At 70.4% G+C, this 17,461-nt stretch carries 16 protein-coding genes; 3 read left to right on the top strand and 13 right to left on the bottom strand.

Annotation, left to right across the window (positions count from 1 at the left end; all coding sequences use genetic code 11):
- Positions 1-11: 11 nt before the first annotated feature.
- The 6 genes from ppdK to ACIBVP_RS42525 form a co-directional block, all read right to left on the bottom strand.
- Positions 12-2,693 carry a pyruvate, phosphate dikinase gene (gene ppdK / locus ACIBVP_RS42550; protein ID WP_396112307.1) on the bottom strand — a complete coding sequence of 894 codons (2,682 nt, stop codon included), beginning with the start codon at positions 2,691-2,693 and terminating at the stop codon, positions 12-14.
- A 14-nt stretch (positions 2,694-2,707) separates the two neighbouring features.
- Positions 2,708-3,808 carry an alpha/beta fold hydrolase gene (locus ACIBVP_RS42545; protein WP_396112306.1) on the bottom strand — a complete coding sequence of 367 codons (1,101 nt, stop codon included), beginning with the start codon at positions 3,806-3,808 and terminating at the stop codon, positions 2,708-2,710.
- 203 nt (positions 3,809-4,011) lie between these two features.
- Positions 4,012-4,404, bottom strand: coding sequence for an HPP family protein (locus ACIBVP_RS42540; RefSeq protein WP_396112305.1), 393 nt, complete (start codon positions 4,402-4,404; stop codon positions 4,012-4,014).
- Positions 4,405-4,465: 61 nt separating this feature from the next.
- Positions 4,466-4,867: an Hsp20/alpha crystallin family protein gene (locus ACIBVP_RS42535; protein WP_396112304.1), complete on the bottom strand. Its 402-nt coding sequence runs from the start codon at positions 4,865-4,867 to the stop codon at positions 4,466-4,468.
- A gap of 113 nt (positions 4,868-4,980) precedes the next feature.
- Positions 4,981-5,649 carry a CBS domain-containing protein gene (locus tag ACIBVP_RS42530; RefSeq protein WP_396112303.1) on the bottom strand — a complete coding sequence of 223 codons (669 nt, stop codon included), beginning with the start codon at positions 5,647-5,649 and terminating at the stop codon, positions 4,981-4,983.
- A gap of 28 nt (positions 5,650-5,677) precedes the next feature.
- Positions 5,678-6,361, bottom strand: a complete 684-nt coding sequence (locus ACIBVP_RS42525; RefSeq protein WP_396112364.1) for a CBS domain-containing protein — start codon at positions 6,359-6,361, stop codon at positions 5,678-5,680.
- Positions 6,362-6,573: 212 nt separating this feature from the next.
- On the opposite strand from ACIBVP_RS42525, the gene ACIBVP_RS42520 reads away from it, so the two are divergent.
- Positions 6,574-6,843 carry a DUF1876 domain-containing protein gene (locus ACIBVP_RS42520; protein ID WP_396112302.1) on the top strand — a complete coding sequence of 90 codons (270 nt, stop codon included), beginning with the start codon at positions 6,574-6,576 and terminating at the stop codon, positions 6,841-6,843.
- Between the two features lie 267 nt (positions 6,844-7,110).
- Here the strand turns inward: ACIBVP_RS42520 and ACIBVP_RS42515 are convergent, their stop codons facing one another.
- Complete coding sequence (locus ACIBVP_RS42515; RefSeq protein WP_396112301.1) at positions 7,111-8,004, bottom strand: universal stress protein; 894 nt, start codon at positions 8,002-8,004, stop codon at positions 7,111-7,113.
- Between the two features lie 2 nt (positions 8,005-8,006).
- Positions 8,007-8,945, bottom strand: coding sequence for an Acg family FMN-binding oxidoreductase (locus ACIBVP_RS42510; RefSeq protein ID WP_396112300.1), 939 nt, complete (start codon positions 8,943-8,945; stop codon positions 8,007-8,009).
- A gap of 297 nt (positions 8,946-9,242) precedes the next feature.
- Here ACIBVP_RS42510 and ACIBVP_RS42505 point away from each other — a divergent pair, with 297 nt between their 5' ends.
- Positions 9,243-9,917, top strand: a complete 675-nt coding sequence (locus tag ACIBVP_RS42505; RefSeq protein ID WP_396112299.1) for a response regulator — start codon at positions 9,243-9,245, stop codon at positions 9,915-9,917.
- 7 nt (positions 9,918-9,924) lie between these two features.
- Here ACIBVP_RS42505 and ACIBVP_RS42500 read toward each other — a convergent pair whose 3' ends face one another.
- The 4 genes from ACIBVP_RS42500 to ACIBVP_RS42485 form a co-directional block, all read right to left on the bottom strand.
- Positions 9,925-11,637: a GAF domain-containing sensor histidine kinase gene (locus ACIBVP_RS42500; protein WP_396112298.1), complete on the bottom strand. Its 1,713-nt coding sequence runs from the start codon at positions 11,635-11,637 to the stop codon at positions 9,925-9,927.
- Between the two features lie 75 nt (positions 11,638-11,712).
- Entirely contained in the window at positions 11,713-12,591 is an 879-nt protein-coding gene (locus tag ACIBVP_RS42495; protein WP_396112297.1) for a universal stress protein, read from the bottom strand.
- Positions 12,588-13,205: an HPP family protein gene (locus ACIBVP_RS42490; protein WP_396112296.1), complete on the bottom strand. Its 618-nt coding sequence runs from the start codon at positions 13,203-13,205 to the stop codon at positions 12,588-12,590. Before ACIBVP_RS42490 ends, ACIBVP_RS42495 begins: the two co-directional genes overlap by 4 nt.
- A gap of 26 nt (positions 13,206-13,231) precedes the next feature.
- Complete coding sequence (locus ACIBVP_RS42485; protein WP_396112295.1) at positions 13,232-15,817, bottom strand: cation-translocating P-type ATPase; 2,586 nt, start codon at positions 15,815-15,817, stop codon at positions 13,232-13,234.
- Positions 15,818-15,956: 139 nt separating this feature from the next.
- Between ACIBVP_RS42485 and ACIBVP_RS42480 the strand changes: the two genes are divergently transcribed.
- On the top strand, positions 15,957-16,433 hold the full coding sequence (locus ACIBVP_RS42480) for a CoA-binding protein (RefSeq protein ID WP_396112294.1): 477 nt from the start codon (positions 15,957-15,959) through the stop codon (positions 16,431-16,433).
- 11 nt (positions 16,434-16,444) lie between these two features.
- On the opposite strand, the gene ACIBVP_RS42475 is transcribed toward ACIBVP_RS42480, so the two are convergent.
- The coding region (locus tag ACIBVP_RS42475) for a hypothetical protein (protein WP_396112293.1) at positions 16,445-17,461 on the bottom strand (1,017 nt) is incomplete at its 5' end.

Here is a 17,461-nt window from a genome sequence, read left to right as displayed (position 1 = left end):
GGTCGTCCCCCTCAGCGACTGTCGACCGCGGTGTCCCCGACAGCGGCGCGGCCCGCCTCCAGCCGGGCGACCGGCACGCGGAACGGCGAGCAGGACACGTAGTCGAGGCCAGCCTCGTGGAAGAACCTGATCGACTTGGGGTCACCGCCGTGCTCGCCGCAGACCCCGAGTTCGAGGTCCGGCCGGGTCGCGCGGCCCTCGTAGGCCGCGATGTCGATCAGTGTGCCCACTCCCTCGCGGTCGATGGTCTCGAACGGCGACGCCGTGAACACACCCTCCGCCAGGTACGCCGGGAAGAACGAACCCTCGACGTCGTCGCGCGAGAAGCCCCACACGGTCTGCGTCAGGTCGTTGGTACCGAACGAGAAGAACCGCGCCGTCTTCGCGATGCGGCCCGCGGTGACCGCGGCCCTCGGCAGCTCGATCATGGTCCCGATCTCGTGCGGAACGTCCACACCGGTCTCGGCACCCACCGAAGCCAGCACCGTACGCGCCCGTTCGGCGACGATCTCCAACTCCCTGGCGTCACTGACGAGCGGGATCATGATCTCCGCGCGTGGTGTCCCGCCCGCGCGCACCCTGGCCACGGCGGCCTCCGCGATCGCGCGGACCTGCAGGTCGTACAGCTCGGGGATGACAAGCCCGAGCCGCACCCCGCGGGCGCCCAGCATCGGGTTCTGCTCGTGCAGCCGTTCCACCGCCCGCAGCAGGTCCTCCTGCGTGTCGCCCTGTCCCAGTGCCTTGGCGACCGCGACCCGCGCGGTCAGCTCGGTGCGGTCGGGCAGGAACTCGTGCAGCGGCGGGTCGAGCAACCGGATGGTGACCGGCAGCCCGTCCATCTCCTCGAGGATGCGGGTGAAGTCCGCGCGTTGCAGCGGGAGCAGCGCGGCGAGCGCGGCCTTCCTGGCGGAGTCGTCGGCCGCGAGGATCAGCCGCTCGACGAGCACGCGGCGGTCGCCGAGGAACATGTGCTCGGTGCGGCACAGACCGATGCCCTTGGCGCCGAGGAGCCGTGCCCGGTGCGCGTCCTCCGCGGTGTCGGCGTTGGCCCGCACCTCGAGACGGCCGCGGCGGTCGGCGTGCCGGACGATCCGGTCCACCGCCCGCAGCAGGTCGTCCCGGTCGGCCGGGCGCCTGCCCTCGAAGTAGTCGACGACCGGTGACGGCACGACGTCCAGCTCGCCGAGGTACACCGCACCGGCGGTGCCGTCGACGGAGATGACGTCGCCTTCCGCGACGATCGTGCCGTCGGCGGTGGTGAACCGGCGTGCCTGCGTGTCGATGGTGAGGGATTCGGCGCCGCACACGCACGTGCGGCCGAGCCCGCGGGCGACGACGGCCGCGTGCGAGGTCTTGCCGCCGCGGCTGGTGAGCACGCCGCGGGCGTGGATCAGCCCGTCGAGGTCGTCGGGGTTGGTCTCGCGGCGCACGAGGATCACCGCCGCGCCCTGCTCGGCACGCCGCACCGCGGTGGCCGAGTCGAACACGACCTCCCCGACCGCGGCGCCCGGCGACGCCGCGACCCCGGTCGCGATCGGCGCGCGTTCGGTGTCGCCGAAGCGGGGGAACATCAGCTGCGCGAGCTGTGCGCCGGTCACCCGCCGCAGCGCCTCGTCGGCGTCGATCAGGCCTTCCTCGCGCAGCGCGTCGGCGATGCGGAAGGCGGCGGCCGCGGTCCGCTTGCCGACGCGGGTCTGCAGCATCCACAGCTTGCGGCGCTCGATCGTGAACTCGATGTCGCACAGGTCGTGGTAGTGGCCCTCGAGGGTCCGCATGATGTCCATCAGCTGCTCGTACGCCCTGGGCTGTAGGTCGGCGAGCCGGTGCAGGGGCAGCGTGTTGCGGATACCGGCCACCACGTCCTCGCCCTGGGCGTTCGGCAGGTAGTCGCCGTACACGCCGGGCGCACCGGTGGCCGGGTCCCTGGTGAACGCGACACCGGTCCCGGAGTCGTCACCGAGGTTGCCGAACACCATCGCGCACACGTTGACCGCGGTGCCGAGGTCGTCGGGGATGTGCTCGGCACGCCGGTAGATCCGCGCCCGGTCGGTGTGCCACGAGGAGAACACGGACGCGATCGCGAGGTCCAGTTGCTCGCGCGGGTCCTGGGGGAAGTCCCGGCCCGCGTGCTCACGGACGATGTCCATGAACGTCGCGGTCAGCGCGCGCAGGTCGGCCGCGTCGAGCCCGAGGTCGCCGTCCACGCCCTTGGCCTGCTTCGCGTCCCGCAACGCGGCGGCAAAGTACGCGCCGTCCACACCGAGCACGGTCGTCCCGAACATCTGCACCAGCCGCCGGTAGGAGTCCCACGCCAGCCGCTCGTCACCGGACCACGCCGCGAGACCCGCCACCGAGTCGTCGGTGAGCCCGATGTCCAGGACCGTGTCCATCATGCCCGGCATGGAGAACCGGGCACCGGAACGCACGGCCACCAGCAGCGGCTCGTCGACCTGGCCGAGCTTGCGACCCAGGCTCAGCTCCAGCCGGTGCAGGTGCTCGCCCACCTCGGCGGCCAGGCCATCGGGTGCGGCACCGGTGGCGAGGTAGGCGCGGCAGGCCTCGGTCGTGATCGTGAACCCCGGCGGCACCGGGAGACCCATCACGCTCATCTCCGCGAGATTGGCCCCCTTGCCGCCGAGGAGGTCCGCCATGAACCGGTTGCCTTCGGCGAAGTCGTACACGTACTTGGACATCGTCACCTCCTGGTTCAGTCCTGTGCGGACCTGGTGAACCGCAGCAGTGCGCCGATCTCGACGGCGACCTCGGGGTGTTCGCCCAGCATCAGATGACCGCCGCCGTCCTCCAGAACGTGCAGCCGCGCGCCGGGGATCGACTGCGCGAGTGCGATGGCGGCCCAGCAGGGCGCGAGGGCGTCGTCACGGGCATGCACGACGAGGGTGGGGGCGCTGACACGGCCGAACTCGTAGCCGTCGTTGATGTCGGGGTTGGACACGAACGCGTCGAACAACGCACCCTGGACGCGTTCGGTGACGGGAAAGATCCCGTCCAACTCCGCGTCGACGCGGACGCGGTCGGCTTCGCTGAGCCGCTTGTCCTCCGGCACACCCATCATGCGCGGAACGCGAGTGGTGAACCGCCGCCGGGCCAGCCACATCAACCGTTCCGAGCCCCACAGGGCGCTCGCGAGCACGCGCGGCATCGGCGGACGGTCGTGCTGGCACCCCGGCCCGTTCGGCGAGACCAGCACGAGGGCGGACACCCGTTCGGGGTAGCGGATCGCGAGCTGCAGGGCGGAGGTCGAACCCGCTGAGGCGGCGATGACCGCCGTCTTCTCGATGTCCAGCCGGTCGAGCAGAGCCGCGAACGCGTCGGCCTGGCTGGCCGGGCTCGCCCCCGCGGGCAGCGTCGACCCGAGGTACCCGAAGCGAGACGGCGCGAGGATCCGGTACCCGTCGGGAACGAGCGGGGCGAGCTGGCGCAACGCGGCGTCCGCACCGCCGAAGATCCCGTGCACCAGCAGCACCGGTGGGCCCGCACCGGTGTCGACGTAGCGCACGACACCGTCCGGTGTCCGCAACGCGTTCTGCTTCAACGCCACGATCCGCGCGCCCGCGGTTCGCAGCGCGTTACCGAGGCTCGGTCCGAGGGGCGTCGGCACCGTGCCCTCCGCTGTGGGAGTGGGGTGAGTCGTCGTGGTTTTCTCGGCGCGGACCGGCAGGTGGGTCGCCCGGTAGACCGCGGCGTTCACCATGCGTGTCACCGAGTCGCCGAGACCCGGCCGATTCACTCGCCGGGCGAGGTCGGCACGCGACTCCTTGGCCGCGCGAAACTCTTCTGCGCCGGACATGGCAGTCACCTCTTCGTCTTCGTTCCTGCCTTCATCGCAGCGACCCAGCGCCCTACGCACATCGGTACGACGGTCCGCTTCGCGGGGTCGAAAGTCCCAACCCCACCGGGTGCGAAGTCGGCACACAAAGGCGCCCGCGGGTTCGACCGCCCCCGGCGGGGCTGACCGCGACGGGCGTCCACACAGTGGGCAGCTCTGTCCCGTCAGCCCGCGGCCACCAGCCGCAGGAGATCGGTTCCGGTCACGATCCCGACCAATCGGCCGCCCTGGAGCACCAGCGCGGCATCCGTCCCGGCTTCGACCATCCGACGTGCGACGACGCGTACGGAATCGTCGACCTGCACGGCGAGCGCCGGGTTCCTGACCACGGTACTGACCATCGGCGGACGCCCGCCTGGCGTGGACCACAGTCGCCACAACAGGTCCGACTCGTGCACCACCCCGAGGCAGTGCCCCCGGTCGACGACGGGAAGGTGGTGCACCCCCGTCTCGACCATCATGCGCAGGGCCGTGTCGAGTGGCGCGGACGGCACGATGCCGAGCACATCCCGCGTCATGACCTCGCGCACCTGTCCGCGTGCTTGTGTCGTGGACATGCCAACCTCCCGGGAAGACCGCCGGGTGGCGGGGTCTCGCCCCCGCCACCCGGTTCCACGGTCACGTGCCGATCTTCACCTCGATCTGCTTCGCCTTGTCCTCCGGCTTCACCGGCACGGTCACCTCGAGGATGCCGTTCACGTAGGTCGCCGCGATCTCGTCGGGGACCGCACCGGCCGGCAGCCGGACCGTCCTGGCGAACTGGCCGTATGTGAACTCACTGTGCCGCTTGTCGTGGGTCTCGACGGTCCGCTCAGCCGTAACGGTCATCTCGTTGCCCTGCAGCGCGATCCGGATGTCCTTGTCCGGGTCCATGCCGGGCAGCTCCGCGCGCAGCACGTACTTCCCGTCCTCGTAGAAGTCCTCGATCCGGAGGGCATGGTGGTCACCGAACGGCCAACCGCCCTCCAGCATCCGGACGAACTCCGGGAACACGAAGGAACGTGGCATCAGACTCGTCATTCCGTTCTCCTTTCCGCCGGTTTCCACACCTTCAGCGAACGCCGGCAGGCGAAGGGCTCACAGAGCGACAGGTCCTCCCGTCCCGGGACTTCCGTCACTGTCCAAGCAACGACCTACAGCGGACTGGTGACCGTGTCGTCCAGCTCGTAGCGGACGTTGTTGCGGACGGCGACGACACCCGGGACGGCTTGGATCAGCTGTCCGGCGACCAGCGCCGTGGTCCGGCGTTCCACCGAACCGTCCACAGTGGCCACGCCCTCGACGACGGCGACGACGAGGCTGCCGGGGAAGAGCCACATGCCCCTCTTGAACACGTGCTCTTCGATGTCCGCGCGGATGGCGTCGTCGTCACGCAGGAAGGTCCCGATCACGTCACGCCGGGACACTACGCCGACGAGCTTGCCGTCCTCGTCCACCACGCACAGCCTGCGGATGTTTCTGCGCGCCATGGTCCGGGCCGCGGCCGTGACGGTCGCGTCGGGGCCGACCGTGACCGGCGGTGCTGTCATGAGGTCGGCGGCGACGCGACCGGTCGCCTTCTGCCAGCGCGCACGACGTGCGCGGCCCAGCCACGGCCGTGTCGCCGGACCGCCGTGCTGTTCCTGTTTCACGAGGGTGTCGGCCTCCGACACCACGCCCAGCGGTCTGCCCTTCGTGTCCACGACGGGAAGCCCGCTCACGCGGTGCTCGCTCATCAGCCGGACAACGTCCTTGAACGTCGTCTCCGGCCGTGCGGTGACGATCTCCGTGGTCATGACGGTGTCGACGGTGAGTTCCTTCATCACTGTCTCCCAGTTCTCGATTCGGTACTCATGGACTGAAGCCGGTCCACACCCCGGGGCTCGTCCCGCCGACGACGACGTCGTCGACCAGGTACCGGAGGTTGTTGCGGACACCGACCACACCGGGCGTGGCCCGCGCCATCCGGACGACGGCGTCGGCGAGCCCTCGCCGGGACACCTCGCCGTCCAGCGTGACGAGTCCGGCGTGGACGCCGACGTGCACGGACTCGGGTGAAACGCCCGCGGCGGTGAGCATCTCCACGAGCCGGGCCCGGAGTTCGCCGTCGTCGCTCAGGTACACCTTCAGCAGGTCGCGCCGTGCGACGACGCCGACGAGCCTGCCGTTCCAGTCGACGACGAACAGCCGCCGGATTCCGGCCTTCGCGAGCAGCCGGGCCGCGAAGCTCACCGGCTCGTCCGCGTGCACGGCCCGCACCGGGGTGGTCATCACCTCGGCGGCGTTGCCGCCCTGCGCGCGGTACCACCGTTCGCGAGCGGCGCGGTCATGACGTGGAGGTTCGTCGCCACCACCGTGGAACTCCTGCTTGGCGAGGACGTCGGCCTCGGACACGACGCCGATGGGCCGGCCTTGCTTGTCGACCACAGGCAGGGCGCTGACCGACTTCTCCGTCATGGTGGCGACCAGGTCCCGGAACGGCGTCTCGGGCACGGCGGTCACCACGTCCTTCGTCATCACCGACGCGACAGTCATCTCGTCCACGGGTGGCCTCCTCGTTCGGGCATCGCAACCAGGTAACCCCGGCGCCGGCCTGGTGGGACAGAGCCGCACCGCCCTCGATGTGAGGACCAAGGACCCACCGGCCCGCGCCGAACGTCGTCCCGGAAACGGGCACCTCGCCGGTGCCGCCGTCGCCTTCCCACGGCCGACGATGAGGCCAACGGGGGCGCCGCGAGGAGGACCCGATGACCGAGGCCAAGCGCTGGACGATCGACGTGTACATCGACGAGTACGAGGAGCGGACGCGCGCGAAGGCGCGGCTGCGCAACCGCGACGAGACCAGCCTCGTCGGCGTCGGGCTCGCGCGGCTCAACCCCGCCGACGCGAACGTGCCCGAGATCGGTGACGAGCTCGCGGTCGCCAGGGCGCTCGCGGACCTGTCGCACAAACTCCTGGACGCGACGGTCGCTGACATCGAGGCGATCACCCACGAAGCGGCACACCTGGCCCGCTGACGAACCGCACCGAGGTTCTGCGCGATCTCGACTATCGACAGCGTTGCACCGACCAGCGCCGCCTTGTGCCCTCGGGTGAGGCACCTGCCCACCTTCCCCGCCACGAACGACCGCCATCGGACAGCGCATCCGGCCGCCCAGAGCGACGACACCTGTGACGACATGAACGTCGCCGCCGGGCCGCTGCCCGTCGTCTTCCTTCTGTCCCAACGGACACGCGAATGACCCCGGCCCACTGCGGGAGCCGGGGTCACGGATGAGGTCACGTCATCCCTTCTCGGTTCTGGCCACCACGACGGGGCATACGGCGTGGTGCAGCACGGCCTGGCTCACCGAGCCCAGGCCCAGGCCGGCGACCGCGCCACGGCCGCGTGAGCCGACGACGATCAGCGCCGCCCCGGCTCCGTGCCGCAGCAGCGCGCGTGCCGGCCGTTCGCGTTCGACGACCTCGCGGACCTCGACGTCCGGGAACTTGGCCCGCCATGGCGCCATCGCTTCGGTGAGCGCCTGTTCGGCCTGCTTCCGCAGGTAGTCCCAGTCGATGGTGTCCGGGAACGTCGCCCACGCACCGGACACGTCCACGTCGAACCAGGTGTGCAACGCGACCAGCGGCACCCCGCGAGCCGCCGCGGCCTCGAAAGCGAACGCGACGGCGGCCTGGCTCAGCTCGGACCCGTCCACACCGACGAGCACTGGACCGGTCCCTCCGTCGGGCTCGGAACGCACCACCACGACCGGGCAGTGGGCATGGGCGGTGACCGCGACGGTAACGGAGCCGAGCAGCATGGCGCCGAACCCACCGAGACCTCGAGAACCCAGCACCACGAGCCGCGCGGTGCGGGACTCGTCGATGAACACCTCCGAGGTGACGCCCTCGCGCAGGTCGGTGCTGACGACCAGGCCGGGCTCCGCGTGCTGTGCCGCCTCCTGTGCCTCGGTCAGCCAGTGCCGGCCCTGTTCGAGAAGCGCGTCCCGGTACTCCGGCGGCGGTGCGACCTGCCTGGGATGACGGACCGGCACCAGGTAGCACACGTGCACGAGCCGCAGTGGAACACCGCGACGAACCGCCTCGTGAGCCGCCCAGCGCACGGCGCGCAGTGCGGACTCCGATCCGTCCACACCGGCCACCACCGCGAACTCGCCCGTGTCACCGTTCGTCATGGTCATCTCTCCTCGCTGTGATGTCGCGGGAATCCCAGCCGAAGCAGGATCTGGGGGAATCCGTTGAGGTTCAACGCCTCGATCAGCCCGGCGCGGGACTCACGAACCTGGAACGGCTGGGTGAGTACGGCCCCGGCCAGACCCGCGCCGACGGCGGCGAGCCACACCGCCTCGACCGCCATCCCAGCCCGCATGTGGTCGGCGGGGCCGTCGTCGGGTGTCTGGACGAGCACCAGGAGTTCGGCACGCAGCCGCTCGACAAGGGTCGGCAGGTCCGGCACGGCGGTGGTCGCACGGACCAGCCCTACCCACGGCAGAGTCGCCGTCCTGCGGGTCGCGGCCGAAACGCCGTCCCCGGGCAACGGGTCGCGCACCGACGACGTCCACGCGTTCAGCTCGCGCTGGTAGGCACCGTCATTCCGCAACACCAGCGCACTGTGCCCCAGCACGTTCGCGACCGCCTCGGCGTCCGCATCGCCCACGACGCGCAACTCGACGCCGTCGGTCCGGTTCGCCGCGAGGATCCGCGCCGTGAGCCCGGTACTGACACGGGTGCGCCGGAACGGGCCGCGGTGACTGCGTCTGCGCGACATGGCGCCGTGCGCGGCCAGGTCGGCATCGGACGGTTCGGCTTTCCCGGTCGCGGTGACCCGGCCGGCGAGGCCGGATTGGGTCACGTCCGGGAACAGTTCTGTCGTCGTCATGTTGCCGAGCACGTTGGCGGCCACCCGCACGTGCTCGAGCGCGGCGCCGCAGGAGATCAACCGGTCCCGCCCGAGCGGGTCGTGCCGTGGCAACGCGCGGTCGAGCAGCTCGTAGATCTCGGCGACCCGCCGTTCACCGCCGAGTTCGAGCGTCCATGGCCGGGTGTTGTGCACCGAGGGCGCGGCGGCCGCGGCGACGGCAAGCATGTTCTTCTCGGCCATGGTCCACCCGGTCATGCCCGAACCTCCTCAGTGGCTGGCTCCTGCCCGCGGCATGACTGCCGGTGACATGTCGAGGATCACCGAGCGGCCAGGCCGCGACCAGCGGCGAGTTTCCTTCACCGGCCGGGACTTTCGTCCCGTTCGGCCCCGTCGCGGTGCCAGTTCGCGGTACGCCGGAGAAATCAGGGACCAACGGTTCCGCATCCGGGACCTTCGACCCCGGTTGGCGGCCCGCCGCTGCACGACACTCAGAACGGGACCCGTCCGGGGTCCGGCTGGTGAACACCACAGGCAGCGGCCACTACGATTGGCATGTCCGGCACGAGGAGCGAGGAGGCAGCGGTGGTCAGGGTGATGCTGGTCGACGACCACGAGATCGTTCGGCGGGGGATCGCCGATCTCATCGGCACCACCGACGACCTGGAGGTGGTCGGTGAGGCGTCCGGAGTCGCCGAGGCGCTGGCCCGGGTCCCGCAGGTCAACCCGGACGTGGCCGTGCTGGACGTGCGGATGCCCGACGGCAACGGCATCGAGCTGTGCCGTGACCTCAAGTCCCAGCTGCCAGAGCTGAACTGCCTGATGCTCACCTCCTACGCCGACGATGACGCCTTGTTCGACGCGATCATGGCCGGTGCGTCCGGTTTCGTGCTCAAGCAGGTCCTGGGCCTCGACCTGCTGGACGCCATCCGCACGGTCGGCGCGGGCGGATCACTGCTCGACCCCAGGACCACCGCCGCGCTGATGAACCGCATCCGCCGCGAACGCGAGGAACAGAACCCGCTCAACGCGCTCACCGAACAGGAACGGGCCGTGTTCGACCTCATCGGTGAAGGGCTGACCAACCGGCAGATCGGCGAGAAGCTGTTCCTCGCGGAGAAGACGATCAAGAACTACGTCTCCCACGTACTCAACAAGCTCGGCATGCAACGACGTACCCAAGCGGCGGTGCTCGCGACGGAACTCCGCAAGAAGAAGCACTCCGAGTAGCAGAAGATTATACGGATGGTAACGGCACGCGCCACACCAGCCGTGTGCCGCGCCCGGGGGCGCCGGTCACGGTGATACCTCCGCCGCACTTCCTGGCCCGCCGCTCCAGGTTGAGCAGCCCACTGCGGGCGACGTCCGGCGGCATGCCCACCCCGTTGTCGGCGACCGCGACGACGAGGTCCTCCCCTGCCTCCACGGTCACGACGATGTCGGACGCATGGGCGTGGCGGACCGCGTTGCTGACGCCCTCGTGCAGCACGGCGAGCGCGTGCTCCGCCACCAGCGGAGGGACGAGCGTGTCGACGGCCCCCGAAATCCGGACGGCGGGTGACATGTCGGTGTTCGCGCTCGCCTCGGCGACCAGGTCCAGCATCTTGCGCCGAAGACTGGCCGGGCTCTGCTCTCCCGCCGTGTGCAGGTCGAAGATCGACGTCCGGATCTCACGCATCGTCTCGTCGAGCTCGCCCACCACGCGGCTGACCCGGTTACGGGCCTCAGTGTCGCCGATGCGCCCGACGATGGCCTGCAGGCTCATGCCCGCCGCGAACAGCCGCTGGATCACGTGGTCGTGCAGGTCACCCGCGATCCGGTCACGGTCGGCGAGCAGATCCAGCATCCGCTGCTGACGCTGCTTGTCGGCCAGTTCGAGCGCGAGCGCGGCCTGCGCCGCGAACGAGGCCAGCATCGGCAGCTGCTCACCACCGAACTGCCGCCCGCCCTTGTTGCGCAGCGCGAGCAGCAGGCCGGTGATGCCGCCGGGCGACACGAACGGCACCGCGTCGGCGGGGCCGAACTCGCCGAACATGTCGGTGTCGGCGCCGAGGACCTCGGCGAAGTCCGTGTAGACCGTGGGCACCCGGTCGTCGATGACGGTGGCGATCGCCGGGTTCGTGGCCGGTATGCGCCTGGCGACGATCTCCTCGCCCCGGGCACCGGCGCCCGCGGCGACGGTGAGGTGGTCGCCGGTTTCGTCGGCGAGCAGGATCAGCGCGCTGTCCGACCCGGACAGCTCCCGGGTGCGTCCGGTGATCAGGCGCAGCGCCTCCTCGGCCGTGCCGCCGCCCAGCAGCAGCGCGTTCACCTCGCCGGAGGCCTGCTGCCACCGCTCGCGGAGCCGGGCCTGCTCGAACAGACGTGCGTTCTCCACGGCGACACCGGCCGCGGCGGCGAGCGCCTCGAGCACCACGACGTCGTCGTCGTTGAACTCGGCCTCGCCCTTCTTCTCGGTCAGGTACAGGTTGCCGAACACCTCGTCACGCACTCGGACCGGGGTGCCGAGAAAGCTGCGCATCGGCGGATGGTTCGGCGGGAAACCGACCGACGAGGGGTGCTCAGCGAGATCGGGGAGCCGGATGGCGACCGGGTGCTCGATCAGGTGCCCGAGCAGGCCCTTTCCCTCCGGCAGGTGCCCCATCTCCGCGCGGGTCTCCGGGTCGATACCGACGTAGACGAACTCCGACAGGCCCTCGTCACCGAGCACGCCCAGCGCGCCGTACCTGGCGTCCACGAGCTCGACGGCGGTCTCGATGATCCGCTGCAGCGTGCCCGCCAGCTCCAGGCCCGCACCCACCGCGACGACCGCGTCGAGAAGGCCCTGAAGGCGGTCACGGGTCTTGCCGATCTCCGCCAGCCGGTCCTGCAGTTCGTTCAGCAGCTCGTCGAGCCGCAACCCGGCGAGAGACACGCCAAGCGACGAGTGCTGCCTCCTGTCGTACGCCATCGCGGCCCCGCTCTCACGCCCTCCATCTACGGACTGACCTCAACGCACTCAGCGTAGCCAACCCGACATGCGATCTCAGCGCGAGTCGGTGTGGTGTGTGGCGCCCACGACAGCGACCGGGCACGGTGCGTGCCGCAGCAGTGCCTGGCTGGTCGACCCGAGCAGGAGCCCGCGGAATCCGCCGCGACCTCGGCTACCGACGACGACCAGGCCCGCGTCCTTCGCGTGCCGCAGGAGCGCACGGCTCGCCCGCTCACGGCCCACGTACCTGGTGACCGGCACGTCGGGGTACTTCTCCCGCCACCCGGCGAGCCGTTCACCGAGCACCTCCTCCGCCCGCTGCGCGAGCGGGCTGAAGTCCAGTGCGGCCGCTCCGCCCGCGAACGCGGTCTCCACCAGCAGGTCGGTCCAGGTGTGGATGGCGACAAGGCCCGTGCCGCGCGCGTCCGCCTCGGCGAACGCGAACTCGATCGCCGCCGCGCTCGCGGGTGTCCCGTCGACCCCGACCACCACCGGTCCCTGCCGCTCGGCGCCGCGGACGACCACCACCGGACACCCCGCCCGCGCCGCTACCTCGACCGCCGTCGAGCCGATCAACAAGCCGGTGAAACCGCCAAGACCTCGGGTACCGAGCACTACGAGAGCCGCGGCGCGGGACTCCTTCACCAGCGCAGGCACCACGCCCGTCGTGGCCTCCGCGGTCTCGACCTCCAGACCGGGCGCGGCCGTCTCGGCCGACACCCGTGCCTGCGCGAGCCAATCCCTCCCCTGTACGGCCAGCGCCTCCCGCAGCACGCGCGAGTCGACGAACCCGGGCGGGTACCCGGCCGGGATCTCCTGGACGTGCACGAGACGCAGACGGGCACCACGGCGGCGTGCGGCGGCAGCTGCCCAGCCGACCGCCAGCAGGGCGGCCTCGGAGCCGTCGACCCCGGCCACGACCGGCGCACTCATCGCTCGTCCTCGTCCCGCGCGGCGAAGGCGGTCGCCCGGACCACGCCGGGGACCGACTCCGCGAGCACCGTCGCGACGTGCCGGTCGGTCGAGTCATCGAACTCGTCGCCGATGTCGACCATGCCGTCGTGCACCTCGACGCGCCAGCGCCGGTCGCCGCCGTAGATCTCCAGCCGGTGCCGGACCTCATCGGCGATGGTGCGGTCGTCACGGGCGATGACCCCGACGATGTCGCGGCGGGTGACGATGCCGACGAGCCTCGACCCGTCGACGATCGGCATGCTGCGCTGGTGGGCATCGAGGAGCGCCTTGGTGAGCACCGCGACGTCGGTCCCAGGACCCATCGCGGTGACCGCCGTCGTCATCACCTCGGCGACCGTGGTCGTCGTGGTGGTGGGGAGCTGTTCGAGCGGGTGGCAGTACGCCCTGGGGTCTCGGGGGACGCGGTCCCGCATCAGGTCGGCCTCGGTGACGATGCCGACCAGCCGGTCGTCATCGGCCACCACGGGTAGAGCCGTGAAGCCGTTGGTCGCGAGGAGCGCCGCAGCCTCCTTGACCGACGTTCCTGGCCGCACCGACACCACCGGTGCCGTCATGATGTCACGCGCGCGCATGACTGTTCCTTTCCTTCGTCGGGTACTCAATGAACGGTCGAACGCCGTCGCCACAGCAACTTGTCGGCTTCGACGACGACGAACGCGACGGCGGCCGCGGCCACCGCCCACAACCAGGCGAGCGGGCCGGTGGGCGCGGTGCCGAACAAGGTGTTCATGACCGGCACGTACGTGATGGCCAGTTGCAGCACGAGGGTGACGCCGATACCGACCCAGAGCAGCCGGTTGCGTCCGAGGCGGGCGCCGAACAGCGTCCGGTCGAGCGCACGGCAGCTGAACAGGTAGGCGATCTGCACGCAGACGAACACGTTCACGGCCGTGGTCCTGGCCTGTTCGACCGTCCCGCCAGCGCTGATCTCCCAGTGGAACGCGAGGAACGCGGCGACCACGAGCACCGCACTCACGAGCATGATCTGCCGCACGAGCGTGCGGGTGAGCAGTGGTCGTTCCGGGGGTCGCGGTGCGCGTGTCATGATGCCGGCGGCCTTGGGCTCGAACGCCATGGTCAGGCCGAGGAAGACCGCGGTGGTCATGTTGATCCACAGGATCTGGACGGGCACGATCGGCAGCGTCGCGCCGAACAGCACCGCGGCGAGGATCACCATCCCTTCGCCGATGTTCGTCGGAACGGTCCACGCGATGAACCGGCGCAGGTTGTCGAAGACACCGCGCCCCTCCTCCACCGCCGCCTCGATCGTGGCGAAGTCGTCGTCCAGCAGCACCATGTCCGCCGCGCCTCGTGCCGCATCCGTCCCACCCGCGCCCATCGCGATCCCGATGTCCGCCCGTCGCAACGCCGGGGCGTCGTTCACGCCGTCCCCCGTCATCGCCACGACGTGCCCACGTGCCTGCAGCACCCGCACCAGGTCGAGCTTCTGCTCCGGCGATACCCGGGCGAACACGTCCGCGTCCGCGGCGTCGTCGAGCCGGTCCAGGCCGGCGAGCTCCGCACCGGTCACCACGGTCGCGTCCGCGGTGGAGTCGACCAGACCGGTCGCCTCGGCGATCGCCCGCGCGGTGTCCGCGTGGTCACCGGTGATCATCTTGACCGTGATTCCCGCGGCGCGGCACGCGGCGACCGCGCACACCGCCTGCTCGCGGGGCGGGTCGTGCATCGCCTGGAGACCGATGAAGGTCGCGTGTGGACTGTCCACCTGCGACGCGACCGCGCCGGACGGGTGGAATCTGGCGAACGCCAGCACCCGCAGCCCACGCGCGGCCAGCTCGGCCTGCCGGGCGAGAACGGCCTCGGCGTCGACGTCCGCACAGCGCGCGAGGATCTCCTCGACCGCGCCCTTCAGATAGCCGACACAGCCGCCGTTTGGTGTCCGATGCGTGGTGGCCATGAGCCGCCGGGCCGGGTCGAACGGCAGCACGTCGGTCCTCGGGAACCGCTCGTGCAGTTCACCGGGGTCGAGCCCCGCCGACACCGCGGCGGTGACGAGCGCGGTCTCGGTCGGGTCACCGTCCGCCGTCCACCCGTCGTCGCCGCGCCGAAGGGTGGCGTCGTTGCACAAGACCCCGGCGACCAGGCACTCCATCCGACCCGCGCCATCGGCAGGCCACACCGTCGTCACGGTCATCCGGTTCTGCGTGAGCGTGCCGGTCTTGTCGGTGCAGATCACCGTGGTCCCGCCGAGGGTCTCCACGGCGGGCAGGTGCCGCACCACGGCCTTGCGCCGAGCCATCCGCACCACACCGATCGCCAGCACGATCGACACCGCGGCGGGCAGTCCCTCCGGTATCGCGCCGACAGCCAGGGCCACCACCGCGGTGAACGCGTCGGCCACCGGCATGCCACGCAGGAGTGCCACCACGAACGTCACCACGGCCACTCCGACGATCACGACGCTCAGCCTCCGCGCGAACACGGCGAGCTTGCGGGTCAACGGCGTCGCGACCGGCGCGGTGTCCGCGACCATGCGCTGGATCGCACCCAGCTCGGTGCCGGTACCCGTCGCGACCACCACCGCCCGCGCGGACCCCCGACTCACGACCGTCCCCGCGTGCGCCATGTTCACCCGATCGGCGACACCGGTATCGGCGGGCAGGACGCCGGCAGCCTTGACCACCGGCACCGACTCCCCGGTCAGCACGGACTCGTCCACCTCGAAGGTCCGCACCTCGATCAACCGCAGATCCGCGGGCACCCGGTCCCCCGCGGTGAGCACCACGACGTCGCCGGGCACCAACGCACTGGCAGGTACCCGACTCGTCACGCCATCGCGCACGACGACCGTCTCAGCGGGCACCATCCGCGCCAGGGCCTCGAGCGCCTGCCGCGCCCGGGACTCCTGCACGAACCCGATGACCGCGTTGAGCACCACGACACCCGCGATCACCCCGGCCTCGACGAGATCACCGAACGCCAGCGTGATGACCCCGGCCGCGAGCAGCACGTAGATCAAAGGGTTGTGGAACTGGGCGGCCAGCATGCGCAGCACACCCGCGCCACGCTGGACGGGCACGACGTTCGGCCCGTAACGACGGACCCGCCGCTCGACCTCCTGCGCGGTCAGACCGGTGTCCGAGGCCACGTCGAGCCGAGCCAGGACATCAGCGGCGGGCAGGCAGTACGGGGTCGTCAGCGCCTGGGTGTCGGTACCGAGCATGACTCCAGCCTCCCGGCGCACGCAGCCGCCCGACAGGGACGGAAGTCCCCCCAACCAGGGCCCACCGGCCACTGTGCCGTCGCCCGACCACGCGCACAGTGACCTCGACAACACACGCACGGAAACCGGAGGAGCAACCATGCGCAAGATCGCGGACGCGGCGGCGGAGTTCCTCGCCTGCAAACGTATCGCCGTCACCGGCGTGTCGAGAAACCCGTCCGGGCACGGCGCCAACGTCGTCCACAAGAGACTGAAGGACCGCGGCTACGAGGTGTTCGCGGTCAACCCCAACGCCACCGAGATCGACGGCGACCCGTGCTACCCGGACATCAGCTCCATCCCCGACGGCGTGGAGGCGGTCGTCGTCGCCACCCGAGCCGAACTGGCCGAGCACGCCGTCAAGGAATGCGTCGCCCTCGGCATCCAGCACGTGTGGCTACACCGCTCCTTCGGCCCCGGCAGCGTGTCGCCGGCCGCCACCGAGTACGGCCGCACCCACAACATCACCGTCATCGACGGCGGCTGCCCGCTGATGTACCCACCCGCCTCCGACCCAGCACACCACGTCATGCGCTGGGTATGCGGCATCTCGGGCACACGACCGAAGCAGGTATAGGCGTCACCGCGTCATGGTTCACGGGACACGTCACGTCGCCATGCGATCACCGTTCTGTCCGGCACCCGAACGGGTGAACCTCTACTTCCATTGAGAGAAAGGAATTCGCTTCGCTTCGCCGGTCGGCGGCCGGAGGTGCCTGGTACGTTTGTCGCTCTGGACCTGCTGGACAGCCGCCGCGCGGTTCTGTGGACGTCTGCTGGCGATTTCGGGCGTGGTGTCGACCAGCCGTAGTGGAACTGGATGTCCTTCGCGATACGCGGCGGGAATTCGCTGTGACATGAGGACGGCCAGCCGGAGATCTTTCCTGGTGCATCGTGGTCGGGCATCTCGGTGCGGGGTGAATTGAGTAGGTTGGCGCGCCACGCCAACGCGAAGCGCAGGCAGTTGGACTCGCTGCGGTGAGTGGTGTTACAGCCGGGGACGAATCTGCCCCGGTAACTCCAGGCGGCCGAGTCACTCGACGAGATCGAGTCGGCATAGCGTCCCAGCCCCAGCACCTTCGCGCCGAAAGCGTGCAGCATGTAGCCGCAGGCGGCCAGGGAGCGGACGATCTGCTCGACTTCGAGGGTGTGCTGGAGTCGGCACACACTTCCCACGCCCACCAGCGGCACAGCGGCAAGGTCGACGCCGCGTTCTTCGTACATGTCCGCGCATCGGTGGTAGTCGGTGATCGACTGTCCTTGCAGGACCGGTATGAACGGCAACTCCGGGTCCAGGTCGCGCAGGCGGAGGTAGTCGATGACGGTGAGGTGTTGCTGGGCGCGCAGGCTCAGGCCGGTGCGGGCAAGAACGTGGTCTTCGGTCATGCGGTCGCGGAGTGCGGCGCAGTCGAGGTTGCCGATCTCGGTGGCGTACCTGCGGACCGCTCCAACGTAGGTGGCTGCGTCGATGCGCCATTCCCCATGCAGGGAGAGCTCGGTGAACCCGCCATTCCCCAGAACGCGGTGTCTCATGAGACATCGAGGCGAGCGAGTGCGCTGGACGAGGACGAGGACACCGTCCTGCTCGTCCGCGGGTGCGACTGG

This window comes from Actinophytocola sp. NPDC049390, assembly GCF_044466355.1.
GTDB lineage: Bacteria > Actinomycetota > Actinomycetes > Mycobacteriales > Pseudonocardiaceae > Actinophytocola.
The sequence above is the reverse complement of the archived record's forward strand: the minus strand, read 5'-3'. Positions and strand labels throughout refer to the sequence as shown.